General features: G+C 50.1%; 24 protein-coding genes, 2 tRNA genes and 5 pseudogenes. 15 read left to right on the forward strand and 16 right to left on the reverse strand.

Features of this window, described 5'->3' with window-relative positions:
* Positions 1–62 precede the first annotated feature (62 nt).
* The 5 genes from moeA to FGI04_RS10465 all read left to right on the forward strand — a co-directional run bounded on the left by moeA (position 63) and on the right by FGI04_RS10465 (position 4,633).
* A complete protein-coding gene (moeA, locus tag FGI04_RS10445) occupies positions 63–1,298 on the forward strand; it encodes a molybdopterin molybdotransferase MoeA (RefSeq protein WP_407273616.1) in 1,236 nt (411 codons plus the stop codon).
* Positions 1,298–2,056 (forward strand): molybdopterin-synthase adenylyltransferase MoeB, encoded by a 759-nt coding sequence (gene moeB / locus FGI04_RS10450; protein WP_342700512.1) that lies wholly within the window; start codon positions 1,298–1,300, stop codon positions 2,054–2,056. Before moeA ends, moeB begins: the two co-directional genes overlap by 1 nt.
* A 187-nt stretch (positions 2,057–2,243) precedes the next feature.
* The gene (locus FGI04_RS10455; RefSeq protein ID WP_342700511.1) at positions 2,244–2,639 is read left to right on the forward strand and encodes an acyl-CoA thioesterase; all 396 of its coding nucleotides are present in this window, start codon (positions 2,244–2,246) and stop codon (positions 2,637–2,639) included.
* 106 nt (positions 2,640–2,745) lie between these two features.
* Entirely contained in the window at positions 2,746–3,798 is a 1,053-nt protein-coding gene (locus FGI04_RS10460) for a glycosyltransferase family 2 protein (protein WP_407273617.1), read from the forward strand.
* 280 nt (positions 3,799–4,078) lie between these two features.
* Positions 4,079–4,633: a flavodoxin family protein gene (locus FGI04_RS10465; protein WP_012885163.1), complete on the forward strand. Its 555-nt coding sequence runs from the start codon at positions 4,079–4,081 to the stop codon at positions 4,631–4,633.
* A 142-nt stretch (positions 4,634–4,775) separates the two neighbouring features.
* Here FGI04_RS10465 and FGI04_RS10470 read toward each other — a convergent pair whose 3' ends face one another.
* The 3 genes from FGI04_RS10470 to FGI04_RS10480 form a co-directional block, all read right to left on the reverse strand.
* Entirely contained in the window at positions 4,776–6,968 is a 2,193-nt protein-coding gene (locus FGI04_RS10470; RefSeq protein WP_407336694.1) for a discoidin domain-containing protein, read from the reverse strand.
* Between the two features lie 87 nt (positions 6,969–7,055).
* Positions 7,056–7,403, reverse strand: coding sequence for a hypothetical protein (locus FGI04_RS10475; protein ID WP_407321267.1), 348 nt, complete (start codon positions 7,401–7,403; stop codon positions 7,056–7,058).
* A gap of 386 nt (positions 7,404–7,789) precedes the next feature.
* Positions 7,790–7,879: transfer RNA gene (locus tag FGI04_RS10480), tRNA-Ser, on the reverse strand.
* A 94-nt stretch (positions 7,880–7,973) separates the two neighbouring features.
* Between FGI04_RS10480 and mtfA the strand changes: the two genes are divergently transcribed.
* Together mtfA and FGI04_RS10490 are read left to right on the forward strand one after the other, a co-directional pair.
* Positions 7,974–8,750, forward strand: a complete 777-nt coding sequence (gene mtfA / locus FGI04_RS10485) for a DgsA anti-repressor MtfA (protein WP_342700507.1) — start codon at positions 7,974–7,976, stop codon at positions 8,748–8,750.
* 124 nt (positions 8,751–8,874) lie between these two features.
* Positions 8,875–8,950 (forward strand) — tRNA-Asn (locus FGI04_RS10490).
* Positions 8,951–9,133: 183 nt separating this feature from the next.
* Here FGI04_RS10490 and FGI04_RS10495 read toward each other — a convergent pair.
* The 4 genes and pseudogenes from FGI04_RS10495 to FGI04_RS10510 all read right to left on the reverse strand — a co-directional run.
* The gene (locus FGI04_RS10495; RefSeq protein ID WP_434964886.1) at positions 9,134–9,481 is read right to left on the reverse strand and encodes a DUF2513 domain-containing protein; all 348 of its coding nucleotides are present in this window, start codon (positions 9,479–9,481) and stop codon (positions 9,134–9,136) included.
* Positions 9,457–10,065, reverse strand: a pseudogene (locus tag FGI04_RS10500) (IS3 family transposase); the annotation flags it as partial. The pseudogene FGI04_RS10500 and the gene FGI04_RS10495, both read right to left, overlap by 25 nt.
* Positions 10,066–10,258: 193 nt before the next feature.
* A complete protein-coding gene (locus FGI04_RS10505) occupies positions 10,259–11,287 on the reverse strand; it encodes an IS110 family RNA-guided transposase (protein ID WP_407336696.1) in 1,029 nt (342 codons plus the stop codon).
* Positions 11,288–11,337: 50 nt separating this feature from the next.
* Positions 11,338–11,837 (reverse strand): annotated as a pseudogene (locus tag FGI04_RS10510) (transposase); the annotation flags it as partial.
* A gap of 459 nt (positions 11,838–12,296) precedes the next feature.
* Between FGI04_RS10510 and FGI04_RS10515 the strand changes: the two are divergent.
* Positions 12,297–13,547, forward strand: coding sequence for a condensation domain-containing protein (locus FGI04_RS10515; RefSeq protein WP_407336697.1), 1,251 nt, complete (start codon positions 12,297–12,299; stop codon positions 13,545–13,547).
* A 154-nt stretch (positions 13,548–13,701) separates the two neighbouring features.
* Here FGI04_RS10515 and FGI04_RS10520 read toward each other — a convergent pair.
* Positions 13,702–13,824 (reverse strand): annotated as a pseudogene (locus FGI04_RS10520) (transposase); the annotation flags it as partial.
* Between the two features lie 41 nt (positions 13,825–13,865).
* Between FGI04_RS10520 and FGI04_RS10525 the strand changes: the two are divergent.
* A pseudogene (locus tag FGI04_RS10525) lies at positions 13,866–14,078 on the forward strand (transposase); the annotation flags it as partial.
* On the opposite strand, the pseudogene FGI04_RS10530 reads toward FGI04_RS10525, so the two are convergent.
* The 5 genes and pseudogenes from FGI04_RS10530 to FGI04_RS10550 form a co-directional block, all read right to left on the reverse strand.
* A pseudogene (locus FGI04_RS10530) lies at positions 14,073–14,258 on the reverse strand (CcdB family protein); the annotation flags it as partial. The pseudogenes FGI04_RS10525 and FGI04_RS10530 sit on opposite strands and share 6 nt — an antisense overlap.
* A 2-nt stretch (positions 14,259–14,260) precedes the next feature.
* Positions 14,261–14,497 (reverse strand): type II toxin-antitoxin system CcdA family antitoxin, encoded by a 237-nt coding sequence (locus tag FGI04_RS10535; protein WP_342701430.1) that lies wholly within the window; start codon positions 14,495–14,497, stop codon positions 14,261–14,263.
* 234 nt (positions 14,498–14,731) lie between these two features.
* Entirely contained in the window at positions 14,732–14,998 is a 267-nt protein-coding gene (locus FGI04_RS10540) for a hypothetical protein (RefSeq protein ID WP_342701431.1), read from the reverse strand.
* A gap of 13 nt (positions 14,999–15,011) precedes the next feature.
* Positions 15,012–15,824 carry an oxidoreductase gene (locus FGI04_RS10545; protein WP_407336698.1) on the reverse strand — a complete coding sequence of 271 codons (813 nt, stop codon included), beginning with the start codon at positions 15,822–15,824 and terminating at the stop codon, positions 15,012–15,014.
* Between the two features lie 108 nt (positions 15,825–15,932).
* Entirely contained in the window at positions 15,933–16,718 is a 786-nt protein-coding gene (locus FGI04_RS10550) for an SDR family NAD(P)-dependent oxidoreductase (RefSeq protein WP_342701493.1), read from the reverse strand.
* A 213-nt stretch (positions 16,719–16,931) separates the two neighbouring features.
* On the opposite strand from FGI04_RS10550, the gene FGI04_RS10555 reads away from it, so the two are divergent.
* Positions 16,932–17,540: a TetR/AcrR family transcriptional regulator gene (locus FGI04_RS10555; protein WP_407336699.1), complete on the forward strand. Its 609-nt coding sequence runs from the start codon at positions 16,932–16,934 to the stop codon at positions 17,538–17,540.
* Between the two features lie 106 nt (positions 17,541–17,646).
* Here the strand turns inward: FGI04_RS10555 and FGI04_RS10560 are convergent, their stop codons facing one another.
* A complete protein-coding gene (locus FGI04_RS10560) occupies positions 17,647–19,029 on the reverse strand; it encodes an APC family permease (RefSeq protein WP_342701434.1) in 1,383 nt (460 codons plus the stop codon).
* 144 nt (positions 19,030–19,173) lie between these two features.
* Positions 19,174–20,007 (reverse strand): helix-turn-helix domain-containing protein, encoded by an 834-nt coding sequence (locus FGI04_RS10565; RefSeq protein WP_407273627.1) that lies wholly within the window; start codon positions 20,005–20,007, stop codon positions 19,174–19,176.
* A gap of 178 nt (positions 20,008–20,185) precedes the next feature.
* On the opposite strand from FGI04_RS10565, the gene FGI04_RS10570 reads away from it, so the two are divergent.
* From FGI04_RS10570 to FGI04_RS10580, 3 genes are read left to right on the forward strand one after another with little or no spacing between them, the layout of a single operon-like run.
* Positions 20,186–21,325 (forward strand): ornithine cyclodeaminase family protein, encoded by a 1,140-nt coding sequence (locus FGI04_RS10570; RefSeq protein ID WP_342701436.1) that lies wholly within the window; start codon positions 20,186–20,188, stop codon positions 21,323–21,325.
* Positions 21,326–21,340: 15 nt separating this feature from the next.
* A complete protein-coding gene (locus tag FGI04_RS10575; protein ID WP_342701437.1) occupies positions 21,341–21,763 on the forward strand; it encodes a RidA family protein in 423 nt (140 codons plus the stop codon).
* Positions 21,764–21,783: 20 nt separating this feature from the next.
* Entirely contained in the window at positions 21,784–23,076 is a 1,293-nt protein-coding gene (locus FGI04_RS10580) for an NAD(P)/FAD-dependent oxidoreductase (RefSeq protein ID WP_342701438.1), read from the forward strand.
* A gap of 43 nt (positions 23,077–23,119) precedes the next feature.
* Here the strand turns inward: FGI04_RS10580 and FGI04_RS10585 are convergent, their stop codons facing one another.
* The gene (locus FGI04_RS10585; protein WP_407321260.1) at positions 23,120–24,031 is read right to left on the reverse strand and encodes a LysR family transcriptional regulator; all 912 of its coding nucleotides are present in this window, start codon (positions 24,029–24,031) and stop codon (positions 23,120–23,122) included.
* 95 nt (positions 24,032–24,126) lie between these two features.
* Between FGI04_RS10585 and FGI04_RS10590 the strand changes: the two genes are divergently transcribed.
* Both FGI04_RS10590 and FGI04_RS10595 read left to right on the forward strand, forming a co-directional pair.
* Positions 24,127–25,098: an NAD(P)H-binding protein gene (locus FGI04_RS10590; protein WP_407273629.1), complete on the forward strand. Its 972-nt coding sequence runs from the start codon at positions 24,127–24,129 to the stop codon at positions 25,096–25,098.
* Positions 25,099–25,482: 384 nt separating this feature from the next.
* A complete protein-coding gene (locus FGI04_RS10595) occupies positions 25,483–25,839 on the forward strand; it encodes a Dabb family protein (protein ID WP_407273630.1) in 357 nt (118 codons plus the stop codon).
* Positions 25,840–25,852 lie beyond the last annotated feature (13 nt).

Genomic DNA, 25,852 nt, shown 5'->3' on the forward strand with positions numbered 1-25,852 from the left:
ACATCAATATCATGCCTGTTTTGCCTGCTCTGCCATGCAACGAACGGGTGTGTGGAGCTGCCATGGATACTTCGGGTTTACTCTCTCTGGAACAGGCGCGGCACGCCATGCTGACGCAAGTTTCCGCACTTACCGCCACGGAAACCGTTTCTATCTATCAGGCTGCCGGTCGTATTACCGCCACGGCGGTGACCTCGCCTATCAATGTGCCGCCATTCGACAATTCGGCGATGGACGGCTATGCCGTGCGGTGTCATGAGCTCACCGGTCAGCCGTTACCAGTAGCAGGTAAAGCATTTGCCGGCGCGCCGTTTGACGCAGACTGGCCTGAGGGCAGCTGTATTCGCATTATGACCGGTGCGGCGATTCCCGCCGGTGCCGACGCGGTGGTCATGCAGGAGGAAACACAAAGTGATGCCGATGGCCGGATTCGGTTTACCCATGCGGTGAAACCGGGCCAGAATATCCGCCGTACTGGTGAGGATATCCAGCAGCAGGCGCAGGTTCTGCCCGCGGGTACGCGGCTGGGGGCGGCCGAATTGCCGTTGCTGGCATCACTGGGTATTGCCAGCATATCGGTAGTACGCCGTCTGCGGGTGGCGCTATTTTCCACCGGCGATGAGCTACAACCTGTCGGCGAGCCGTTGCAACCAGGGCAAATTTACGATACCAACCGCTTTGCGGTACGGCTGATGCTCGAACAATTGGGCCATGACGTCATAGACCTTGGCATCGTGCGTGATGATCCCACCGCGCTGCGTGAGGCCTTTCAGCAGGCGGATCAGGCTGCCGATGTGGTGATCAGCAGCGGTGGCGTATCAGTAGGAGAAGCGGATTACACCAAACAGATGCTGGAAGCGCTGGGGGATATCCGCTTTTGGAAGCTGGCCATCAAACCCGGTAAACCATTTGCCTTCGGCAAGCTGAGCCACGCCTGGTTCTGCGGACTGCCGGGTAATCCGGTCTCCGCCGCGGTGACGTTTTACCAGCTCGTACAACCGCTGCTGGCACAGTTGTCCGGCCATAGCGGGTGGTTGTTACCGGCCCGTTTCCGGGTAAAAACAGCAACGCCGCTGAAAAAATCGCCCGGCCGACTGGATTTCCAACGCGGCGTGTTAACCCGTAACCCACAGGGCGACCTGGAAGTGCGGACCACCGGGCATCAAGGCTCTCATGTGTTCAGTTCTTTCAGTCTCGGCAACTGCTTCATCGTACTGGAAGCGGAACGCGGCCGTGTTGACACGGGCGAATGGGTGGACGTCGAGCCCTTCAACTCACTGCTACAGAGCCACTACTGATGCTGCCTGAACTGACTGATGAAGAAACCCTGCGTTATAACCGGCAAATCGTCCTGCGCGGGTTTGATTTTGATGCACAGGAGCGATTGAAAGCCGCTCGGGTATTGATTGTCGGGTTAGGTGGGCTGGGTTGTGCCGCCTCGCAGTATCTGGCATCAGCCGGTGTCGGCCAACTTACCCTGCTGGATTTTGATACCGTGTCACTGTCCAACCTGCAACGTCAGGTGTTACATCGTGACGATCGCATCGGCATGCCGAAAGTCGAGTCTGCCCGTCAGACCTTGCAGCACATCAACCCACACGTTCAGATAACACCGATTCAGGATAATCTGGACGATGACGCACTGCAGGCTGTCGTGACGCAACACGATGTCGTGGTGGATTGCACTGATAATGTTTCCATTCGTGAGCGGCTTAACCATCTCTGTTTTCTGCAGAAAATACCGTTGGTTTCTGGTGCGGCGATCCGAATGGAAGGGCAAATCAGCGTTTTTACCTATCAACCACAGGAGCCTTGCTACCGCTGCCTCAGCCGTTTGTTTGGCGACAGTGCGCTCACCTGTGTCGAAGCGGGTGTGATGGCGCCTCTGGTTGGCGTGATAGGCTCATTGCAGGCGTTGGAAACCATCAAGTTGCTGGCGCACTATGGCCAGCCGTTGGCGGGTAAATTGCTGCTATTTGATGCGATGACGATGCAATTTCGCGAAATGCGCTTATCGAAGAATCCGGACTGTGACACCTGTGGGCAGGCGACCTGACGCCCTGCCCCGACAGAACGGCTGGCGTGCGCGCGGCCTGGCGACAAGAACGCTAACACGGCCACCACCTTAAGCCATCTTCCCCAGACTGACCGTTAGACGACCTTAATCGACCAACGGCCAGACCGCTGTAACAGAATTGGTGTAAGATAACCGCGTTCCTGTTACTCCATAAGGTCGTCGTATCATGACACAAGCATTAACTGAGGAAGAGCGCATCCAGCAATCCATCACCCGGGTCGCCAAAGTCGTCTTCCCTACCAATATCAACCACCATTCCACGTTGTTTGGCGGCACCGCACTGGCCTGGATGGACGAGATCTCTTTTATTACTGCCACCCGTTTTTGCCATAAACCCCTGGTCACCGTTTCTACTGAAAAGATCAATTTCACAACCCCTATCCCATCAGGCACAATTGTGGAGCTGGTCGGGCAGGTCAGCCGGGTCGGACGTACCAGCCTGACCGTAGATGTGTCGGTCTATCTGGAGCAGATGTACGCCGAAGGCCGCACCAAAGTGATTACCGGTCAGTTCAATTTTGTGGCAGTCAATGACGAAGGACGCCCAATTCCGCTATTCTGATGGCGGACGCATCGGTGTTGCGATGCATAGTGCACGATAATTGCGCCAATGATGTCTGCTGGTGACAGGATATCGTCGAACTCTTTTCCTCTGGCGGGTAAATATAATGATTTCCGTCTGCATGATAATGAAAAACGAAGCCCGGCATCTTGCCAGTACGCTGGCCTCTATCGCGGCGCATTTTGACGATATTATCGTTGTCGATACGGGTTCTACTGATGATTCCAAAGCCATCGCCCGCCAATTCACCCCTCATGTTTATGACTTCGCCTGGGTCGCCGATTTCTCTGCGGCACGCAATGCGTCTTTGAATTATGCGCGTTACGATTGGGTATTGGTGGTTGATGCCGATGAAGAAGTCGACTTCGTTGATATTGAGGCATTGCATGCCCTGATAAAAGCGCATCCGCAAGCACCCGGTCGTGTAGAACTCATCAATTATCTCGATGAAGGCAGTGAGACTACTACAGTTAAGGAGTTGCTAACTCGCTTATTCCGCAAAGATCTCTATCATTATAGAGGCATCATTCATGAACAGGTTACACCACGGGGTCCGAGTGTTTCACCTCTCCGCCCATTTATTGCACCAATACGTCTGCATCATGTCGGGTATAAAAAAGAGATCCTGCAAGAAAAAGATAAAATTGCCAGGAATATCAACTTGCTACAGCAGGCATTGGAAGCACAGGCTAACGATCCATACCTGCTGTTCCAGCTAGGTAAAAGTTATTATCTGAAACGCGACTACCCGACAGCCATTCACTATTTTCAACAGGCGCTGCGCTTCGAAGCCAACTTTACTTACGAATACACCGAAGACCTGATTGAAACTTATGGCTATGCACTAATCAATGCTGGGAAATATGCAGAAGCGATGGATATTATCCAATATGAATCCTACTTCTCATCCACTGACTTTATATTTTTGAAAGCCCTCATTCTGATGAATAATGGTCAATTACAGAATGCAGTAGATTTATTCGTGCAATGTACAAACATGCCGATAGGAAATAAAGAAGGCGTCAACTCTTATAAAGCCAACTACAATATCGGCGTTATTTTGGAATGTGTCGGCATGAAGCAGCAGGCTCTGGAATTTTACCAAAAATGCGGTAGTTACGCGTTGGCGCGTGACGGCATCCAGCGGCTGGTTCACTAAAGCCTCGGGACAGATATCCCCAGCATTTCTGGTGGATATCTGTCTTATTCATTTTATTCATATCATAGAAAAGAAATACGCTATTAGTTCGTATTTGATTATTTTCATTCAAATTATCAACCTTGGGTTACCACAGGGTAACCTAGGTACTTTCGGGTAATTCATTGTTTATGAAAATGGGACGCGATAATATGCCGACATCCCTGAACATGGTTTATGGTTTTACCAACGTTTTATCCATCCATAAACGCCTTTATGCGTCCATAAATGAGGAAATACTATGAGCAAGCTCGCGGTTGTCTACTATTCCGGCTACGGCCACACCAAACATATTGCCGAACTGGTTGCAGAAAGCGCACAGGCAAGTCTGATCGCTATTGATAGCAACGGCGATATCACCGACGCCGACTGGGAAACACTGAACGCCGCAAACGGTATCATTTTTGGTGCGCCGACCTACATGGGCAACGTACCGTGGCAGTTCAAAAAATTTGCTGATGCCAGCTCCAAAATCTGGTTTACCCGTGGCTGGCAGGACAAAGTATTTGGCGGCTTCGCCAACAGCGCCAGCCTGAACGGCGACAAGCAAGTTACCCTGATTTATCTGCAGACGCTGGCAGCACAGCACGGCGGTATCTGGGTTAGCCTGGGACAAGCTCCGGCTAACGCGCTGGCTTCCACCCGTAACGATGCCAACAACCTCGGTGGTTCCGCCGGTGCACTGATTCAGTCTCCATCTGACGCTGGTGCGGATGCCATCCCGGCAGGCGACCTGGAAACCGCTAAACTGTACGGCGCACGTGTTGCTGAAATTACCCGCCGTCTGCACGGTTAATACCGCGTCCTTCAGATATTCACATGCCCGGTCTAACCGGGCATTTTTTTGTCTATAGCCCTCTTGTCTGGACGTTTCTATAGATAAAAAGGCGGACTGAGAGTATCAGCCCACCGGTCTATTGATGCGTATAGGTTAGAGATTACGGTTGCTGATAGGCCAGCTTGTAGTTACCTGCCGCAACGGTTTTAAATGTTACTTTATCGGGATACCAACGGATTTCCACTTCGGCTTCAGTTTGTTTTTTCCAGGCTGATGCATAATCCAGATTGAGCGTAATAGCATCCACAGACACAGTGTCATTATTGGGGTCTGGTATATCTAATACGTAGGCAAATGCAATGCCATCCATATTACCATTAAAAAACTTATCCCACTCCAGTGAAGTTAAGCTATTTACAGTTGCAGATGTCATCCCATTGGTTAGCAATGCTGAGGCCCCCGCATCATCCGCTGTAAGTGGCAAAATATTACTCCACGAATTGCCATTCCATACATACCAACTCGCTAAATCTCGGCTAACCGCCATTCTCATTATACCATTAGCATTCTTAGTTGAAGAAACATTCACATTATTCAACTTCGCATATGAGCTTAATGACATCAACGAGTTAGGTATGGCAACTTGGCTATGTGGCCAATATATAGTTGAGACTGAAATAGGTTCTGCCGCCACTACTCGTACAGGCAACTTATTGGTTAACTCATTTTCAGATATTCCCCCAGAAGAATAGAAACCATAACTATCAAAATCCGATGCAGTTGACACTGATGAAACCAAATTCAAAATACCATTTGAAGCGGAATAGTAATGTCCATCAGATGACTGCAGCAATACTTTAGACTTAACACTCTCATTGACAAGATTAAACATTGAAATGCATGTGTTTACATCAGGACTACTATTTGTCGCCATAATATAAATACGATATTTTGAATATTTTACTGGTGATGACAAATTAAATTTTTTTACTTCAGATGCACTGTTCCAAACAAGATCTTTTTGACTATCAATTGTTGACCATGAATTGCCATCATTGGAGCCCTGCAGTTCAAATTCTGTAGGTTGCTGTTTGTAGTCACCGACAGGATTGTCTCTACCTGCCAATTGATAGCCACTAACAGTCTTTATTGATGGTAAATCAATGCGCAACCATGCAGGTAAATTATTAACAGCAGAAGCCCAACTGGATGATGATGGACCGCTTTTCTGCTGAAAAGCAAAATAAGCATAATTTCCAGGATAAATACTAGACGCAGATACAGAGTAACCACTCGGAATACTATTTGATGTCATTACCGGGACAACATTGATGTTATCAATAACAGAAATTGAAATGTTTTTACCATCAGCCTTTATTTCTTCGGAGTAATTATTCCCATTTGATGATAATGAATAGTTATTGCCAGTGTAAGGATGTAATTCCCCGTCCCATAGTAATGCAGAAGTTTGTCTATAACTGGTTTTTTTTGAATCATCAAAACTATACTGAATGGCATTTTGATTCGTCAGCCCTGCCTCTTCCTTCAGCGCAAACGCCTCAAAACTGTAATCCATCTGTCCATTTGGATTAATTGGGAAGGTAAACACCTGATTCGCCGTCGCACCACTACGTGCGACTACCGTATAACCACGGCCACCATTGTTTCCGCCGCCACTATTGCTACCTGTCGCACTGACAACCAACTGATTGCTGCTTGTATCGTAGTTCAGTGAAACCCCTTGCCCTGCTGCCAGAGTCGCCACCAGAACTTTACGCACTGCATCAGTGAAATCGGTAATTTGCGAGGCGGTATGGGTGTGGTTTGCCAGATCGGACTTATGCATTACATCGCTTAATCCCAGATTAGCGACAAACTGCGCTTTATCCGGAATATCCGCACCATTGAGGGTTTTATCCATCATGCGGCTCACAGCATCAGTCAAATCTGGCAGCGTTTTCACCACCACGTTCTGGCCGCTATTATCCGTCAGCGTCACCTGGCCGCGCTCGGTCAACACGTGTTTCCACTGAATCAGTTGGGACTGGTAACCTGCCAGCATCGCTGCAATCTGTGCTACATAGGCAGCGTGATCAAAGGTATCGTTACTGCCAAACACGGGAATAGCATAATGCACACCATTAGCGGTACAACCGCTATATTCGCTGGCCAGCATCAGCTCGGTGTCCGACACGACGGAGGCAATTTCATAAATCTTAATGCTGCAATCCGCAAAAATCAGCAACATGCCACCAGCAATAACACCATTATTCTTATCTGCCCACAGGGTATTTTCACCCAATACAACTTTGCTGCCAGAAAATAAAGACAAACTACCTGACTTATACCACATAACATCATTCCTTTATTGCATGAAACGGTCAAAAACAGGCCACCCCAATACCAGATGGGTGTTGACGAGAAATCTAAATTCGAATGATTAACGAGAAATATCAACCTCCAGTGTCATACGGAATTTTTCGTACTCCACATCAAAGTCGTTATATTCGACGGTTTTATTCGGCTGCAATACTGACAGCGCCGTTCGCACCTGTTCACGCAACGCACGGGCTTCAACTACGGTGTGCGCATAACAATCTGCACTAATAGTCACTTTCTGGTTGGCCAACTGCTGAGAGGCGTTATAGTTATTTTCCTGACTCAGTGAAAAAAGAATAAATGGATATTTCTGATGTGGGGCATGATAATCACAACAGGGAACGGCATAGGCATAAACACGGCCATAAGCCAATTTACCCAACAGTGGATAGATATCTTCTTCAGTCATTTCAATCAGCCTTATTTAGATAATGAATAAAATCTATTTTCATCAGCTCAATAGAAAATAGGTTCTTTCGCAAACGTATCGCTTCGGTCATTATCATAAATGTATTGGACACCACACTTCTCGCGGCCACTGTTGTGCCATCAACCAGAAACAACAACGCCGGATGCTGCACCAGTATTATTAACAAGCAATAAAATGAAACAGCATGCAGTATCCCCACCAGCCCTGAACCAGGATATCAATGGCGAGAACCTATGGTATAAGAATGGTGATTTCATGACGGCGCTGCCAGAAACAGCCATGATTGGATGTTAGGCTACGCCATGCACTCATACGGGAAAATCAACGAAAAAATACAGAATGGGATAAACAGCAAAAGAAGTGAGTGGCGGAGAGAGGGGGATTTGAACCCCCGGTAGAGTTGCCCCTACTCCGGTTTTCGAGACCGGTCCGTTCAGCCGCTCCGGCATCTCTCCACGAAATTGGTGCTTATAATGCCCTGTTTTATGGCATGTTAACAAGAACAAACCGACGCCTTTGAATTCAAGTGATGACTTAGCGAGCAACACCATGATGAAGTGGCAATGGAAATCCCCTACACCCGATGCGTTTTTAGACTGGCAGCAGGCACTGTCAATCCCGCTGTTAACGCCACTGGACGAACCTGAACGGCAACAGGCGGTAATGGTAGCAAGACAATTTTTACGCCAAAAACGCCTGGTACCGTTACAGGGGCTGGCACTCACCGAACTGATGGCACAACGCATCGCATTATTATTTTCCCTGCCGGTGCTGGAGCTGGGTATTGAATGGCTTGATGGCTTTCATGATGTACTGATTCACCCCGAACCTTTCACGGTAGACGGCGAATGGATGGATGAGTTCGGTCTGGTGCATAGCGGCCCTAACGTTCAGTCCGGCCAAAGCTGGGATCAGGGACCAGTCGTACTGAACTGGCTGGAGATTCAAGACTCATTTGATCTTTCCGGGTTCAATCTGATTATCCATGAAGTTGCGCATAAGCTAGATAAGCGTGGTAATGAACGCCCTTCTGGCGTACCGGCGATGCCACTACGCGACATCGCGCATTGGGAACAAACCCTGCACGCCGCCATGGAGGCATTGCGCGAAGAAATCGAACTGGTGGGAGAAGATGCCGCCAGCATGGATCCTTACGCCGCCACCGACCCGGCCGAGTGCTTCGCGGTGCTGTCTGAATATTTCTTCAGCGCGCCTGACTTGCTGGTGGAGCGTTTCCCGGAGGTATACCGGAATTTTTGCAGCTTTTATCGTCAGGACCCGTTGGCGCGCTTGCAACGCTGGCAGGCAATACAGCCAGACGACTGATTTATCACCATAATGATGATGAACTCTGCGGATTGTACATAAGCCAAGCAGTCAGTACGGAATGTCGGTTTTGCCCGTTGACAGCGCAAGGTACCACAGATAAGATTCGCCCCGTTCAAACGATTCCTCTGTAGTTCAGTCGGTAGAACGGCGGACTGTTAATCCGTATGTCACTGGTTCGAGTCCAGTCAGAGGAGCCAAATTTATCAAAGGGTTGCATATGCAGCCCTTTGCACTTCAGAGTGCTTTCAGAAAACCATTTCAGAATACCCATCTCGCATACTGCATAAAAATCAGGCCTGACTCTCTCACAGAAAAGCGTCACTCCGGCCATGAGCGCTATTTGGATTGATATCGATGAAAACAAAAAACCGCCTGGGCGGTTAGTTGAAATACTTATTCGGTTGCTTATTTAATGCTCTGTTAAACAGCTCTTTTGATACAGTCATGAGGGTACCCATACTGGCATCTTTGAAACTTGCTTTTAACGTAGCCCAAACCTCTCTATTTCTTAATGCATCGATAAAATCATGGCCTGCTGCGGTAAGACGCAAAGGCAAAACAGACCAAGAAACAAACCCATCAGCTGACTCGACTACGCCAAAACCTGCCCGACCATCACTCTGACAAATTAGGCCTTGACCCTGACCCCGAATCTTGACCCTGACCCCGAATCTGATCCACCCATAATCAGAAATTCTCGACTTCAGGATGGCTGCATATTCTGGCAACCGACAGATTTTTGAGCAAATTCGGATGGCGTCATCCAGCCCAGCGCAGAATGGGGACGTCTCTGATTATAGTGTATGCGCCAGGCTTCGATTTTGCACCGTGCATCCTCCAGAGACATGAACCCGTTCTCGTTCAGGCATTCCTGCCGCAACCTGCCGTTGAAGGATTCCACCGTGGCATTGTCCGTCGGTGTTCCCGGCCGGGAAAAATCAATGCGGATACCCCGTTCGTAAACCCATTTATCCAGCATTTTTCCTGCAAATTCAGAGCCATTGTCGGTTTTCAGCAACTGAGGCAACGGGCGATGACTGGCGATATGGTTCAGCATCTCAGCGACTTCTGTTGAACGAAGGTTCTGTCCCACACAGATCCCAAGACACTCGCGCGTGTAGAGATCGATAACGGTCAGCAGGCGCAATCGACGTCCGTCAAACAAGGCATCAGAGACAAAATCCATACCCCACACAGGGTTCGGATATAACCCCTGAGCTTGCGGTTGACGCCGCTGGGCAGATTTGTTGCGGTGTGGCCGCTTGAGACGTGACGATAGCCCCTGCTGGCTGTAAAAACGGTAGATCCGCTTGTCGTCTAATCAATCAATATCAGGATCAGATGGGTCTTTGTCGTCTTCGTAGTCATCTGTTGACGCTACAACATGTTGCAAGACATCGTCTTCATTCCTATGTGATTACCGCAGGGCTTTCACCCTGCAAAGCGAGTTTCGGAATTGAAGCGAATGACGAACTCAGTCTGATTTGATTATGATTCTCTGTCCGCTAATTTACTGCAATAACTCTTTCCTGATAATAAGTCCCTGATTTCCACATGCTTAACATCAATAACGTCAACTTTCTGGCCAATGCAACAACAACCTTTTTGTAGCTCATTCTGCGCCTGAGTTCATTTGCCCATATTGCCAGACCTGAATCAGTGCCGTAGCGGGTTAGCAGGCATGATGCGGCTTCGTAGATAAGTGTACGTGCCATTCGGTTGCCCTGCTTTGATATCCCGCCATTCCTGTCTATCTCACCGGATTGATATTTCCTGGGCGTTAATCCGAGAAAAGCACCGGCATCACTGACACGTCTGAAGCGTGATGGATCATCAATTGATGTTTTAAAACTCAATGCGGTCAGAGTCCCAACACCCGGAACAGACTGTAATATCTGGCATACAGGATCTTTTCGAGCGATTTTTTCCAGCATGTAGTTGAACTTCCTTATCTGCCCTGAGAGATGTTCCCAGCTATCCAGCAGCATCAGAATTACCGGTTTAACAGTTTCGAGTGAAGGCGATGACTCAATAACCGCACGTTCAAAGACGCTATTTTTACCGGGTGGAAGTACAACACCAAATGTTTTCAGGAGTCCGCGTATCTGATTAGTGACAACAACACGAAGTTGGACGAGTTTTTCCCGACTGGTAAGAATGAGCCGTTGCTGATGGCATTCAAGACTTTTAACATGCACTGGTTTATACCAGCCGGAAAGGACCAGCCGTGCAATGCCAAAAGCATCATTTGGGTCGGTTTTGTTCAACTGCATAGACAAAGCAGCATGTACGTGCCGGGCATGAATACAGTCAACGTCCAGGCCATAGCTTTTGAGAGAATGGTACAGCCAGACTGAAAGCGGTCCGGTTTCAAGTGCCACTTTTGATTTATCAAATCCTTCAGAAAAAAGATAATTAGCTATAACGGCAGGATGTGTCTCGACGTTCACCATCCGAATCTTGTTACCGTCAGGGTCTATAACGCAGATGCTTGTTTTCTTCTGAGAAACATCAAGTCCAACGAAGGTTTTCATGGCAATCACCTCGGATATCACAGACTGGGATCGTATTAAGATTACAGCATGTGATTATCACGCCAGCCTTCGCGCCTGAGCATCACATGTACCCGTCGGTAGCCGTAATGCACCCGGGTTTCGGTGATCTCACGAATGCGCAGGCGCAGCGCACTGTCATCAGCGGCAACAGAACGGTATCGAAACGAACTACGACTGATCCGCAATGCAAAACAGACCTGTCTCTCACTGGCACCGTAGCGCGCTTGTAAATCCCTGACCCATTCGCGCAGACGTGCCAGCGTCAGCTCTTTTTTGCGAGGACATCCTGCAACATCGCTTTATCGAGGCTCAGATCGGCAACCAGCTTCTTCAACCGCAGATTTTCTTCTTCAAGCTGTCGCATATGCTTGAGTTCTGACGGTGAAATCCCACCGTATTTTTTACGCCACGTATAAAAAGTGGCATCGGAAATCCCCAGCTTTCGGCAGACTTCCGGCACCGGCGTACCCAATTCAGCCTGCTTCAGGGCAAACACAATCTGTTCTTCGGTGAATCGCGACTTTTTCATCGGCACAACCTCCGTTCAGGGAGTCATTATCATGCCGGAATTCTGTTTCTGAATGGAGCAGGATTTTGGGTCAGGGTCACATAATAAAAAGCACCGATTATAAATCAGATAATTAGCCAATCCCCTGAAATCTGGATGAATTCTGGAATCGATATTTCCCGCAAGCGGCTCGATTTAGCATGTTATTTGATAACAATGCCCGTATTGCCTTCTTAGTGACTACATCTGGATGAAACGAATTCCAATAATAATAATAACTCTTGCTAACTTATCAGGAAATAATGCCACGCCTTTCGTGTTAATTATTTGTAAAAAGTATGTTGCGGATCACGTATTGATATATTAATCTTTCTTAACAGTCCAAGGCGTCGATAAGGAGGAATATACCAATCAGATGTCATTTATTCAGAATCAGCAGTTGCCGTATTTTTTTCATAAACATTAATTGAGGACAGATAAATGGAAAACAAATCTCTAAATGAAACAACTCTTCGCCCGCTTGGTGCACTGGAGAGTTACTCATGGCAGATCGATGCCACTTGTCCGAAACATTTCACTGTAAGTGCAGAGATAAATGGCTTCACTCGTATAGAGGACTGGTCCTCAGCACTTAAAAAAGTCCAGTCACGCCACCCATTAATTAATTCCCGTATTGACGCCACTAGTGATAACCATCTGTACTTTTTCCATGACCGGACAGTGGAAATTTCGCTGCGAGTTTCTCGTCTCAATAAAATTTCCTCGATAGAGAATGAGATAAAAAGAGAATTCTCCGCACCAATTTGGACAGGAGATATGGCTTTGCTAAAAGCCACTCTTCTTTACAGTGAGGAATGTTGCGTTATTATCATGACTGCACATCATGCAATTGCTGATGGCCGATCTTTGGCTCATTTTATCCATGATTTACTGGAGACATTAGCGGGAAAAAATCTGCCCGAACTGCCTTTATTGCCCCCTATTGAAGACTTATGTAAACTTGATGAAGAGTCAGTTGGTAACATAAAAACACCAGACTTCTCAGAGGAACCGGTGCCATATACCGAAAGAAGTTTAGCTAACCTTCAGATCTTCAGACAACGTCTGTCACCTGAGCTTTCAGGCAGAATCCGACAGCGTGCGAAAAAAGAAAATACAACCGTTCATGGTGCACTTTCAGCCGCTTTCACATTAGCCTTGTATCAGTCATCTGCATGGCATGGTAGGCCGGTACGTATATGTACACCCATTGATGCAAGAAAATATTCGGCGTCAGATTATAGTCTCAGTTTTCAGGCACTGTTCCCAACGTATAGCTATGATGCCAGCAATGCCGAAGATTTCTGGAGTATTGCCCGGAAAGTGACTGAGGACCTGAATCGTTATAGAGAAAAACATGGCGTGGTGGAGTGGATTAATCTTGTTGGACCAGCCATGAAAAGTAATGGCCTTAATGGAATGATACAGTTCGACAGAGAAATCTGTGCTCCCGATATTCTGATATCGAATCTTGGTGTGCTCCCTTTCTCTCAAAGATATGGTGAACTCACTCTGGAGTCACTATGGGGGCCTAATGTTTTAGTTGGCACTCAGGATGAACAAACAATTGGTGTTGCGACAATAAACGATGCTATTCACCTCATTCACACCTCATATAATTCAGCACCTGGATTTCTGGAGAATGCTATAAACATACTCTCTTCAGTGACGAAAAGTACGCACTTAAATTAGATTTTTTTAAAATCACATCATTACGTCTCAATCTAGAAAGATAAATCCTGCCAGAATTTTCAGTCAGAATAGCAGTTTTTTCTGAGGGAACGGATATCCGTAGCAGGATTAATATAGTCACCGTAAAAACAGAGAGGCAAAAAGATTGCGTACTATTTAGCGAACCATCATCGTTATTTGTTGCTACCCGGACAACTGCGCGGGCTCCGTGTATTAAAAACGTTCGTAAGTGTTTATCGCCTCTTTTAGTCATATTCATCAACACCTGCCTATCCCCATGTAAGTATCCCTACAAACCGAACCATTCACTTTTTGAGCATGCGTAAAGCCCGATTCACCGAACACCAGATCATTACCGTTCTCAAGTCCGTGGAAGCCGGACGTACCGTTAAGGATGTCTGCCGTGAAGCCGGTATTTCTGAAGCCAGCTATTACAACTGGAAAGCGAAGTTTGGCGGTATGGAAGACTCTGATATCAAAAAGATGAAAGATCTGGAGGACGAAAACCGGCGTCTGAAACAGATGTTTGCCGTCCGTCAGCCTGACGACGGGGACAAGGCGCTCAGGTCGGCGGCCTGCCGGGTACTTTTCAACAGGGAGCAACGGGATCACTATCCGACGATTTAACTGCCCAATAATATCGCTCGTCACATCGAGCAACAGCGGGTAAATGGTGCTTTTCCCGGTATTACCGTATACGGTGGATTGCATGGTTAAAACGTCCTGTATTCATCGCTGAAACAGCCGTTTTCATCATGAAAATGATTTAATGCGTCGATAGCCTCCCTGTTCTCTTCCTGCCATTTTTTCGCTTCATGACGGCGAAGTTCCGCATCCAGAGCGGCGGTCAGGGTAGCACTCAGGTTAATGCCCGCTTCACGCGCCCGGAGCAGTAAGGCACGCTCTACCGTCATGGTCACGCTCTGCGTGTTGCGTTGTTTCACGGTCATGATGGCTCTCCTGTATGAAATACGTATGCATTACACGGCACAATGCACTTATCATGACACCAAGAACAAGACCTGCTACCGTTGCTATCCTGCAAATTTCACAGTCAGTCGTCATACTGAGCCGTCGTTTACAGCAATCAGCAGTGCAAAAACGCCGCCACGCTACCTGTCCTGATGTCAGGTTAACGCTACCTTCCTTTGCAGCTTCTTGCGCTTCAACTCAAACCGTATCCATCAGAGAATAATGCGCTTTCGACGCGGCGCTGGCAGCTTTGAAAATAAATCGACGAGCGTTGTTGAAATTGCATCCCCCGCCTTGGTGGTCAGCAGCGCATTGAAAGTTATGCTCATTCTTACTCTGTGGTGATAATTTCGCGGATAAGTCGCCATGTTGAAGGGCAAAAAAGTGCTATAGATACCCAATTCGTTGTATGGGTAGAGACCTTTGTTCTGCTCGGACAGGGCTGCGTCACCGACCACGATGCCCGAATCTCGGCCCATTTATTGGCATGAGTTAACCCAGACCAAATTGCTTGTGCAGCATTTTGTCGAAGACACCACGAGGAAGAAATCGCCGGGCAAAAGCCCCTTGACGTGCGACCTTGCCCGAGGGATAACGTAGACGCGGTGTCTTATCGTTTGCCGCCAACATGATGGTTTCGGCCACACTATCGGCGCTATCCGCTACGGACATTGCGCTCTCGTAGGCGACAAGGTATTTCTGGCGGCTCCAATCATAGGCAGGCATAGGCTTATCAGATGGGGTAACACTTGAGTTAAATGACGTCCGTGTGACGCCAGGTTCGATAACCGCAACGCGTACACCAAACTCGCGCACTTCGTGGTCAAGAGATTCGGAATACCCTTCAATCGCATGCTTAGTCGCCGAGTAATGCACATTGTAAGGTGCGGGAATAATCCCCAACCCCGACCCCACATTCAAGATGCGACCACTGCCTTGCTTACGCATAGTGGGTAAAACGGCATTGGTCACCCTGACAACCCCAAGCACGTTGGTTTCAAACAGCGCACGTACCTGTGCAATAGAACTCTCTTCCGCTGCCGCAGGGCCAAGGCCGAAGCCCGCATTATTGACCAGCGGGTCGATGCGCCCTTCCAGGCGCAGCAGTTCACCGACAGCAGCGTCGACAGACTCATCATCTGTCACATCCATCGCCAGCAGAGAAAATGTGCACAGACCTGCCTGAGTGCCTTGTCTGCTAGTGCCATAGACCTGATAGCCAGCCGTTGCAAGCTTGTCGGCAGTGGCTCTCCCGATACCTGATGAGGCCCCGGTAACGAGGGCTACACGTCTCTCTCTTTTCATTCAATGCTCCTGATCATTCTTACACATTGCTGTCCGACCTCTGGGTAGCGGGGTGTGCCGCGCGACGCAACAGACGTGTGGGGCTAGTCAATGCGTTGCTTTCGATACTTATTGGGGGCGATAGCGTTCTGCGGCATGCGCCTGCCGGAGATCCGACATCAAACTTTGGCGCGCCGCGTCCAACGCATCCCAGCGTTCAGCGACATGAAGCGGTGGAATGGTGACCAATTCACGGCGATCGAAGCCCACCAGCGCCGCATCGACCAGTTCATCCACTTCCATCACTTCAGGCAGCGTATTGATGTCAATACCGGCGCGCTCCCAGATTTTCGTGCGGGTCGCTGCGGGTAAGACGGCTTGTACATAGACACCATGGGGTGAAAGCTCCAGATGCAGGCCCTGCGACAGAAAGAGTACGAAGGCTTTGGTGGCACCGTAGATTGAAGCACCAAACTCAGGAGCAAAACCGACGACAGAGCCAATATTGACGATGGTACCACCGCCAGACTGCACGAATCGCGGGGCAACCGCAGCGGCGAGTCGTGTCAATGCCGTGGTGTTGAGCGCAATCAGGTTTTCGATACTCACAGCTGTCTGCTGCACAAAACTGCCCGACTGAGCCATCCCCGCGTTGTTGATCAGAATGCTGATACGGCTGTCATCACGCAGACGAGCTTCGAGGGCGGCAAGATCGGCAGACTGCGTCAGGTCAGCCTGCAATACCTCGACGGCGATATCGAACTCCTCTTTCAGACGTGCAGCCAATGTGTTCAGCCGCGTTTCATCGCGGGCGACAAGTACAAGATCGTGACCACGACGGGCGAAACGCGCGGCATAGGTGGCACCAATGCCACTGGACGCCCCCGTGATGAGGACTGTTGCAGGCTTGGTCATCATTTTATTCCTTTGAATGAGTCATTTGAGTTGTCACCTTCAGCCGCCGCACACGCCGAAAAACGTTTTCTCGGTTGTCTCATTTCAGCTTCTGGCGTTGTAATCAGAGACAATGATGACAACCATAATCTAAACTGTCAATATTTTGATTACGGTTATAATCAATGTATAGTAAAGCTATTCCTTAAGGCATGAACTCACAATGGAACGGATATGAAGGTCACCAAGGTACAGGCGCAGGCAAACCGGGCGCACATTGTTGAAACGGCATCTACCCTGTTTCGGGAACGCGGTTACGATGGGATTGGTGTTGCCGATCTCATGGCGGAGGCAGGCTTTACCCACGGTGGCTTCTACAAACATTTCCGCTCTAAGGCTGACCTGATGGTGGAATCGGCCGCGTGCGGCCTCGCTCGGACAGCAGAACTGTCGGTTGGCTCGGACATATCGGCGCTCGTACGGGGTTATCTCTCCCGCGAGCATCGCGACGCCCGCTCAACAGGCTGCACGATAGCGGCGCTAAGTGGGGATGCCGCACGCCAGCCGGAAGCCGTTCGGGCGACGTTTGCAGCCGGTATCGAGAGTGTGCTGGCCGCACTGAGTAAAACCAACACCACACCTGACGCAACAGACGCTAACGCTACGCGATCCCGTAACCTTGACATACTGGCGCATGCAATTGGCGCCATCGTCATGTCACGCGCCTGCCCGGACGACTCACCACTGGCCGATGAAATCCTGGCGGTTTGCCGCGACAAGATCCTCGCATCACTGGACACAGCAAACCCCGAGGACGCGTCTGCGAACGAACACAGCAGTTGATGGCTGTTACAACCGTCGACATCGTTCATCAGGCGCGTCGTACAGTATGTCGCGACCGTTGGAAAGATAAAACTGAGGCAGTAGAAGGCAAAACACGTCTTCTGTCTTAGATTCTCACGGTACGCAGCGATGACATGTAGTACCCTGCCAGCGCACAGGCCGCAATAAACCACGGTATCGTCTTCACCACGATGGAATCGCTGCCGCTCAAGGATTGCAGATTGTTGACGACCAGAATAATGGTGATCGACATGAAAATCACCGACAGCAGTGGTGCCCAGAAGACCTGCAGACGGCTATCGTCGGTGGACATGCGACGGAAGAACATCACCACCGCAGCCGATACGCCCAATTGCAAAATGAGAATGCACAGGGTCGCGACGGCTGAACCGATAGCAAAGATATGCACCATCGGATCCAGGCCCGCGCTTCCTATTCCAAGCAGTAATATCAACAGGATAACGCTGTGCAAATGGCTGGCATTATGCGGGGTGCCGTTGGTCAGGTGGGTTTTGCTCAGCGCTTTCCAGATCAGGCCATCACGGCTGATGCTAAAGATGTAACGCGAAATGTTGTTGTGAAAGGCCAGAGAGGCAGCGAACAGGCTGGTGATCAACAGAACCGACATACTATCGACTGCCCACTGTCCGACATACTGGCGAGTAATATTGAAGACAAAATTACCGGGGTCTTTGCTGGCAATGGCGACAATGTCATCGAAGCCATACGCCTGCACCAGTGACCAACTGGTGAAACAGAAAAAGGCGGTGATCAGCAGCAAGGCGCAGAGGGTGGCGCGTGGTACGGTTTTCTGCGGGTCACGGCACTCTTCAGCGTAAATGGCTGTTGATTCAAAACCGATAAAAGAGGCGATAGTAAAAATAAAGGCGATACCGAGGTTACCGTGCATAAATACCGAAGGTTCAAACGATTCGACAGTGTAGGAACCGGCTTTCTTTATCAGTAGCATGACGTCAGTCAACAGTACGATGGCAACTTCAGCCAGCATCAGCACGCCCAGCAGCTTACCCCCCACCTCAACCCGCTTGATGCCCAGCACCCAGGCAATCACCGTAAATACCATGCTCAGCGTCCACCAGGGAAGATGCAAACCGACATGCTCCTCCAAAAACAGCTGAGTAAAAAAACCGAGCATGGCAACAATCGCCACCTGAATGGAAGCATAGGCCATCAGCGCCAGTACAGAGGCTGATGCTCCCCAGTGGTCACCCAACCCTTTGGAGATGTAGGTATAGAAAGCACCGGCATTATTGACGTAACGGCTCATGGCGATAAAACCCACCGCAAACGTCATCAAAATAATGCACGACAGAATATAAAACACCGGAATGCCGCCGCCGTTGCCGGAAATAATCGCTATCGGCAGGCCACCGACCACGCCAGTCAAAGGCGATGCGGCCGCGACCACAAAAAAGACCAGGGAAAATAAGCCCAACGTGTTTTTGCGTAACCCATTATCGTTGTTCATCGTTAGCGTCTCCGTGAAAGAGAGTGAAATTTTTCAGACAATCTGCGTCGCCTGAAGCAGGTAACTTCACTGAATCATTTCCCCGTGTACGCGGATAGAAAAAATCGGACAGGGCAACGGTGCAGGCTTGCACCGTTGTAGTGCTTAGTGGTAGCGCAGGCGATGGAGTAGCGCATCGTCTGCAATGTGCCGTTGATAATCGCACGGTGTGATACTGACGAACTTCTTAAATTCACGCAGAAAGTGCGACTGGTCGCTAAAACCAAGGTCAAACGCCAGGTTGCTAAAGGAAATATCTTCTTGTAAATGAATACGGTGCAGTGCGGACTGGCCGCGCAGAATACGGCTAAATGCTTTCGGTGATAACCCGGTGTCCTGGCGGAACTGCCGCTGAATAGTCCGACACGTATAGCCGGTCAACGTTTCCAGTTGATCGATACGGATATTCCCCTTCTGCTGCACCATTGCCCGAATAATTGAGGTGGTGACGGGGGAAGACTTGCGCACCAGTCTTGGCGTGAAATGGGCATTAAATAATGAAATTTGCCGTGAAAAATCGCGCTGTTGCACAATTCGTTCAAACGCCAACCGGGCATCTGGCACCACCTCAAGAAAGCTGAATTCACGGTTGGCGATCTCTTCGGCCATCACATCAAGAAAATCAGGAATAACGCCCGGCGCGAAACGCACGCCGAAATAATGATGGTTGTGCAGCATGTCTGCACCACGAGCTTCTAGCGTGGTACCGCACACACGACCTTTGGGATTCAGCGGATCGCAATCAAAAACGATATCAACACAACCGTCAGGCACCGCCAGCGTCATCCCTGCCGTTTGCGCCACATCGAAGCTGTAAAAATGTGAAATTGCCGGGTTTCCTGAGGCGGTCACCGAGTAATGCTGCGCGGCATTGAGCACAAACCACGGCTGTTCCGGGAGAAAACTTCCCGCAGGGCGACAAAGGGAATTTTCAGACATGACACGCTCCGATATCGACTAAGCCTATCGCGGAATAATGCAAACCCTGTGCCACGCCGATGTCGCAAATATTCAATACAGGCCGACTGCCGTCACGTATTTCTATGGTCATTCACCTGCATGCCGGTCGCACTGTGTCGACGGCAATACTGAAAATAAAACAGAAAGGGGCCAGACCATGACTGATTCAACCCGGATTGATTTTATCTACTTATCGGAGCAGGACATGATCCGTGCGGGGGTTACCGACATGCCCGCTTGCGTCGACACCATGGAGGAGATGTTTGGTTTGCTTTATCGGGGTGACTACCGCATGGCTGGCGCGAATAACGATTCACATGGCGCGATGGTGACGTTCCCGGAAAACTCGCCGTTTCCCACCATGCCGAAGCCAACGGCCGATCGCCGTTTAATGGCGATGCCCGCCTATCTTGGCGGCAGTTTTTGCACCGCTGGGGTGAAATGGTATGGCTCGAATATCGCCAACCGCGAAAAGGGGCTACCACGCTCCATTCTGATGTTCACGCTCAGCGATGCCGATACCGGCGCACCGCTGGCGCATATGTCTGCCAACTTGCTCTCTGCTTATCGTACCGGTGCGGTACCCGGCGTTGGGGCTCGTCATCTGGCACGCAAAGATTCACGGGTGATTGGCTTGCTGGGGCCAGGCGTGATGGGGAAAACCTCCGTGTCAGCGTTTATTGCCGTCTGCCCGCAGATTGACACCATCAAAGTGAAGGGACGCGGTCAGCGTAGCCTCGATCATTTCATCACCTGGGTACAAACCACTTACCCGCAAATCAAGCATGTCGATGTCGTCGACACGCTGGAGGCCGTGGTGCGGGATTCAGATATTGTCACGTATTGCAGCTCTGGCGAAGTCGGCGAGCCTGAGCGCTATCCGCTGGTGAAACGAGAATGGGTAAAACCCGGTGCGTTCCTTGCCATGCCTGCGCTGTGCAACATCGACGCCGGAATGGAACAGAGTGACGTGCGTAAAGTACTCGATAACACCGGTCTCTATCAGGCGTGGTTTGAAGAAGTCCCTAAACCTGCACATAAAACGATTCCAGTGATTGGCGTGCGCTTTATGGACATGATTGCCGAAGGGAAACTGACGACAGAGCAACTGGAAGATATCGGTAAGATCGTGGCCGGTGACGCGCCGGGGCGTCAGAACGACGACGAAATTATCATCATGTCGGTGGGCGGCATGCCAGTGGAAGATGTTGCCTGGGGAACCGTGATATATCGCAACGCGCTGGCTAAAGACATCGGCGTGAAATTAAACCTGTGGGAAACCCCAGTACTGAGCTAATTAAGGGCAACCAGCATGACAACTATCATTAAAGTAAAAACTGGCTCGAAATTTGAAGAAATGGGCAGCTACTCACGCCTTGTCGCGGTGGATAACTGGATTTATGTCTCGAATACCGCGGGTCGCAATCCGGTCAGCCAGGAAATCCCGGCTGATGTGAGTGAACAGACGTGGCAAGTGTTCGCCAATATTGAAGCAGCACTCGCCGCCATTGATGCCTCGCTGAAAGATGTCGTGTTCTCGCGGGTGTTTATTCAGGATCCAGACGATGTGCCAACAGTCATGGCCATCATCGGGGATAAGTTTCGGGGCATCAATCCGGCCACCACGGTGACCTGCCCGCCGTTGGGTTCGACGGTTTACAAAGTGGAATTGGAGGTCACGGCGTATCGCGGGGCCGCCAAGGCTGACGTTCAGGAAATCACCGTTGCGCGGTAAGGCGAACCAGGAGGCGCACTATGTCACCAGAAATTACCCCCGTTACCACGTCATCTGACGTTCCTGAGTCCACCACCGTCGTCATTATTGGCGGTGGCATTGTCGGTTTAACCGCAGCCCTGACGCTGGCAGAGCGCAATATTCCGGTGGTAGTGCTGGAGAAAGGACGTATAGCGGGCGAACAGTCATCGCGCAATCTGGGTTGGATTCGTAAAACCAGTCGTGCTGTCGATGACATCCCACTGGCGCAGGCGGCTGATCGCCTGTGGGCTGAAATGGCAGCCCGCGTTGGCTGCGATGTGGGTTATCGGCAGGCAGGCATTATGTTTATTGCCCGCAGCGAAGCACAGATGGCGCTACATGAAAGTTGGTATAACGCGGTCGCGCCGCTTGCGCTGGATACCCTACTGCTGAGTAAAGCAGACATTGCCGAGCGAGTACCGGGTGGAAAAGGCACATGGGCTGGGGGGATTTTTACCGCTTCCGATGGTCGTGCGGAGCCGACACTGGCAGCCAGCGCGATTGCTCGCGCGGCTATCGCCAAAGGCGCGATCATCGTCGAGCAGTGTGCCGTGCGCACGCTGGAGACGAGTGGTGGTAAGGTAAGTGGTGTGGTCACCGAACGAGGTGAAATTCGCTGCGAGCACGTGCTACTGGCGGCAGGTGTCTGGTCGCGGCGTTTTCTTGGTAATCTGGGTATTACGTTACCCACACTGCCGCTGATTTGTTCGGTGATGCGCACCAAGCCGCTGGAAGGGCCGACCTCTATTGCAGTCGGTGCACCAGACTTCTCATTTCGTAAACATCAGGATGGCGGTTTTATCATTACTCAGCGTGGCGCACTGGATGCACCGCTGACGCTTGATCATCTGCTGATTGGTATGCGCTATCTACCGCAACTGCGCCAGGCGCGTGACAACCTGCGTATTTCACTTGGCAACTATTTTGTTAAAGACTTGGCGCTGGCGCGCCGCTGGCGCAGTGATCACCGCTCGCCGTTTGAGCACATTCGCACGCTTGATCCTGCCGCGAATCCAGCGCTGAATCAGGAAGCGATGCGTAACCTGCGTGCAGCCTGGCCGGTATTTGAGCAGGCGGAGCTGGCGCAAGCATGGGCTGGCGTCATCGATGTAACGCCAGATTCCAACCCGGTGATAGGGGAAGTCGCGGCACTGAAAGGCCTGACGCTGGCAACCGGTTTCTCCGGCCACGGTTTCGGTACCTCGCCTGCCGCTGGGCAGCTGGCTGCTGACCTGGTATCAGGCCATACACCGTTGATTGACCCGAAGCCGTATCGATTTACTCGTTTCTGACAGCGCGCGCGATTTATCGCGCACTGCCCGTTAAACGAAAAGTTTACCGTTTATGCGCCCGGTGGATGTATTGCTGTAATCCCTCTGCCAGCATATCGAAAACCAGCTTGCAGCACGGGCTATGGCGCAGGTCTTCGTGCATGACTACCCATGTATCCAGGTGCAGCGAGAAAAAATCCGCGAGTACCCGCTGAAGTGGAATATTCCCATCGGCAAGTTGCACCTGACAGATGCCGATACCTGCACCAGCACGAATCAAATTCAGTTGTGCCAGGTCGCTATCTGTCCGCATGGAAAAGACATCGCGCTGAAACTGAGGGTACTGTCTTAATGCCTTGCGAATAAGGGGCGTATTCTGATCAAAACCAATCAATGCATGCGTCAACAAATCATCGACACGCTTGGGTACACCCTGTCGTGCAAGATATACGTCAGACGCGTGCAGACCGAGTTCTATCCTGCCAAGGCGGCGTGCGACAAGTTGCTCCTGTAATGGTGGCACCATGCGTACAGCAATATCGGCTTCCCGGTGAAGGACATCCTGAAACCGGTTTGACAGTACTAATTCAATCACTATTTTCGGGTAGGTCTGCCTGATCCAGGTAATGAGTGGCGGCAGTACCTCTGCCCCCATGACCTCGCTAGCGGATACACGCACCACCCCACGGATGGCTGCACTGTCCATACTGAAGTTGGCAGCGGTCCGCTTCAGGGCGTTAGCGGTGCTCTCCATGGTTTCTGCATGCGCCTGTAGCGCCAGCGCAGCATCCGTCGCCAGCAAGCCCGTCTGGGAGCGAGTGAATAACACCTGGCCCAGAGCAGACTCTAGCCCGGCAATATGACGCCCCGCCGTTGGCTGCGTAATATCCAGCGTACGTGATGCTCCTGATAACGATCCTTCCCTCACTACGGCCAGAAACGTTCGGTACCACTCCCATGGAATAGATGTTTTCATACAAAAATGTATAGCCGATCGATAATGATGTGCAATTTTATTGCACATGAATCTGGCGTACGCTGTCAAGCATTAACAACGCAGAGGTAAATAACATGGAAACCAAAGGCAACGTGCTCATACTTGGGGCAACTGGCGGCATTGGCGGTGAAGTGACGCGGCGGCTCGTTCGGGAAAAGTGGAACGTACGGGCACTGAAACGTGGGTTACCAGTCAGCACGCAAAATGATGGCATCCAGTGGGTGGAAGGGGATGCTCTCGATGCACAACAGGTCGAAACAGCCGCTGCGGGATGCAGTGTGATCGTTCATGCGGTCAACCCGCCCGGCTACCGCAACTGGAAAAAACTGGTGTTGCCCATGCTGCGTAATACGATAAACGCAGCAGAACAGAATGGAGCCTTAATTGTGCTTCCCGGCTCCGTTTACAACTATAAGCCGGACTTTGCGCCATTACGCGAAGACGCCAGCCAGATGCCGGTGACAAGAAAAGGTGCCATCCGAGTCCAAATGGAGAAAGAGCTTCTTGCCTACTCACAGCGAGGTGGCCGGGTGTTAATCGTCCGTGCGGGAGACTTTTTTGGCCCGCGTGCCGGTAATAACTGGTTTTCGCAAGGGCTGATCAAGCCAGGTAAACGTCCAGAGGTGATTAGTAATCCCGGTTCAGCCGGAGTTGGTCATCAGTGGGCCTATTTACCTGATATTGCCGAGACAATTGCTGCGCTAGTGGCTCGCCGGGCGGAGCTTGAACCGTTTGCCTGCTTCCACATGCAAGGTCATTGGGATCCTGACGGCACCGAAATGGCAAAAGCTATTCAGCGAGTCATCGCCAGTTATGGTGGCGTAGCCAAAATACAGTCGTTTCCCTGGTGGCTCATTTATATGGCGGCCCCATTTAATGTCACTTTGCGTGAGCTTTTAGAAATGCGCTACCTGTGGTGTCAGCCAGTACGCTTGAACAATACAAAACTCGTTCAGTTTTTAGGCGCCGAGCCACATACTCCTCTCGATGAAGCGGTTCGCATGACATTACGGGGCCTGGGTTGCATTGGTGATAATGCCATCTGAGGTTGGCACCGAATGACACCCGATATCTGCGCTCAGATCATCAAAAAGATAGAAATACTGAGCTATCTGGACATTGTCATGCGGGTAAAATTGTCATACAGGTAAAACAGTACGCTGCTGTCATTATGCGTTATGTCGCCCGGCAAAAGAGAGGCCGTTTTACGCACTGCGTTGCGTGTCACTATTGCTGAGGATTTTCATACCTATCGGGCCAGGCACCATGATAGAAAACGCTTTCATCTTTAAGGGAAAAACAGGTAATTTTTACCCCCAAAACCCCTACCCGGTAAATGATATAGGTAACACATTCCCATTCATCTGCTGCATAATATGTGTGCTTTTCGATAAATGATTACACACAGCATAAGGAAGGAGCTGAGTCATATGTTAATGCATATCGTGATGTTTACGTTCAGGAGTCCATGGAACTGGTCATCCCTGGAAGCTATTGATGCCGAAAGAGCAACGCATGATCACCCCAATCACATTAGCGAAATAAAAGGATGGACCTGTGGCAGGAATACCACAAACCGAGATATTGCAGCAGATTTCGTGGTGATTGGTCTGTTTGAAAACCGTGAAGATCTTAATTCCTATATTATTCACCCTGATCACCAAAAAGGGGTTATAAAATGGAAATCGATTGCAGACTGGAAGGTCATTGATATTGAGATACCCAGTGATTTTACACTGAACAGTGGTTTGCTATCTGTACTAAATGATATTACCAGCCCCCGCTGAAGTCATTCCGATA

The organism is Dickeya ananatis (assembly GCF_019464615.1).
Classification (GTDB): domain Bacteria; phylum Pseudomonadota; class Gammaproteobacteria; order Enterobacterales; family Enterobacteriaceae; genus Dickeya; species Dickeya oryzae.

Coding starts and splice junctions, on each gene's coding strand:
- moeA (WP_407273616.1), top strand. CDS start 63: ATGGATACTTCGGGTTTACTCTCTCTGGAACAGGCGCGGCACGCCATG.
- moeB (WP_342700512.1), top strand. CDS start 1,298: ATGCTGCCTGAACTGACTGATGAAGAAACCCTGCGTTATAACCGGCAA.
- FGI04_RS10455 (WP_342700511.1), top strand. CDS start 2,244: ATGACACAAGCATTAACTGAGGAAGAGCGCATCCAGCAATCCATCACC.
- FGI04_RS10460 (WP_407273617.1), top strand. CDS start 2,746: ATGATTTCCGTCTGCATGATAATGAAAAACGAAGCCCGGCATCTTGCC.
- FGI04_RS10465 (WP_012885163.1), top strand. CDS start 4,079: ATGAGCAAGCTCGCGGTTGTCTACTATTCCGGCTACGGCCACACCAAA.
- FGI04_RS10470 (WP_407336694.1), bottom strand. CDS start 6,968: ATGTGGTATAAGTCAGGTAGTTTGTCTTTATTTTCTGGCAGCAAAGTT.
- FGI04_RS10475 (WP_407321267.1), bottom strand. CDS start 7,403: ATGACTGAAGAAGATATCTATCCACTGTTGGGTAAATTGGCTTATGGC.
- mtfA (WP_342700507.1), top strand. CDS start 7,974: ATGATGAAGTGGCAATGGAAATCCCCTACACCCGATGCGTTTTTAGAC.
- FGI04_RS10505 (WP_407336696.1), bottom strand. CDS start 11,287: ATGAAAACCTTCGTTGGACTTGATGTTTCTCAGAAGAAAACAAGCATC.
- FGI04_RS10515 (WP_407336697.1), top strand. CDS start 12,297: ATGGAAAACAAATCTCTAAATGAAACAACTCTTCGCCCGCTTGGTGCA.
- FGI04_RS10535 (WP_342701430.1), bottom strand. CDS start 14,497: ATGACCGTGAAACAACGCAACACGCAGAGCGTGACCATGACGGTAGAG.
- FGI04_RS10540 (WP_342701431.1), bottom strand. CDS start 14,998: ATGGGCCGAGATTCGGGCATCGTGGTCGGTGACGCAGCCCTGTCCGAG.
- FGI04_RS10545 (WP_407336698.1), bottom strand. CDS start 15,824: ATGAAAAGAGAGAGACGTGTAGCCCTCGTTACCGGGGCCTCATCAGGT.
- FGI04_RS10550 (WP_342701493.1), bottom strand. CDS start 16,718: ATGACCAAGCCTGCAACAGTCCTCATCACGGGGGCGTCCAGTGGCATT.
- FGI04_RS10555 (WP_407336699.1), top strand. CDS start 16,932: ATGAAGGTCACCAAGGTACAGGCGCAGGCAAACCGGGCGCACATTGTT.
- FGI04_RS10560 (WP_342701434.1), bottom strand. CDS start 19,029: ATGAACAACGATAATGGGTTACGCAAAAACACGTTGGGCTTATTTTCC.
- FGI04_RS10565 (WP_407273627.1), bottom strand. CDS start 20,007: ATGTCTGAAAATTCCCTTTGTCGCCCTGCGGGAAGTTTTCTCCCGGAA.
- FGI04_RS10570 (WP_342701436.1), top strand. CDS start 20,186: ATGACTGATTCAACCCGGATTGATTTTATCTACTTATCGGAGCAGGAC.
- FGI04_RS10575 (WP_342701437.1), top strand. CDS start 21,341: ATGACAACTATCATTAAAGTAAAAACTGGCTCGAAATTTGAAGAAATG.
- FGI04_RS10580 (WP_342701438.1), top strand. CDS start 21,784: ATGTCACCAGAAATTACCCCCGTTACCACGTCATCTGACGTTCCTGAG.
- FGI04_RS10585 (WP_407321260.1), bottom strand. CDS start 24,031: ATGAAAACATCTATTCCATGGGAGTGGTACCGAACGTTTCTGGCCGTA.
- FGI04_RS10590 (WP_407273629.1), top strand. CDS start 24,127: ATGGAAACCAAAGGCAACGTGCTCATACTTGGGGCAACTGGCGGCATT.
- FGI04_RS10595 (WP_407273630.1), top strand. CDS start 25,483: ATGTTAATGCATATCGTGATGTTTACGTTCAGGAGTCCATGGAACTGG.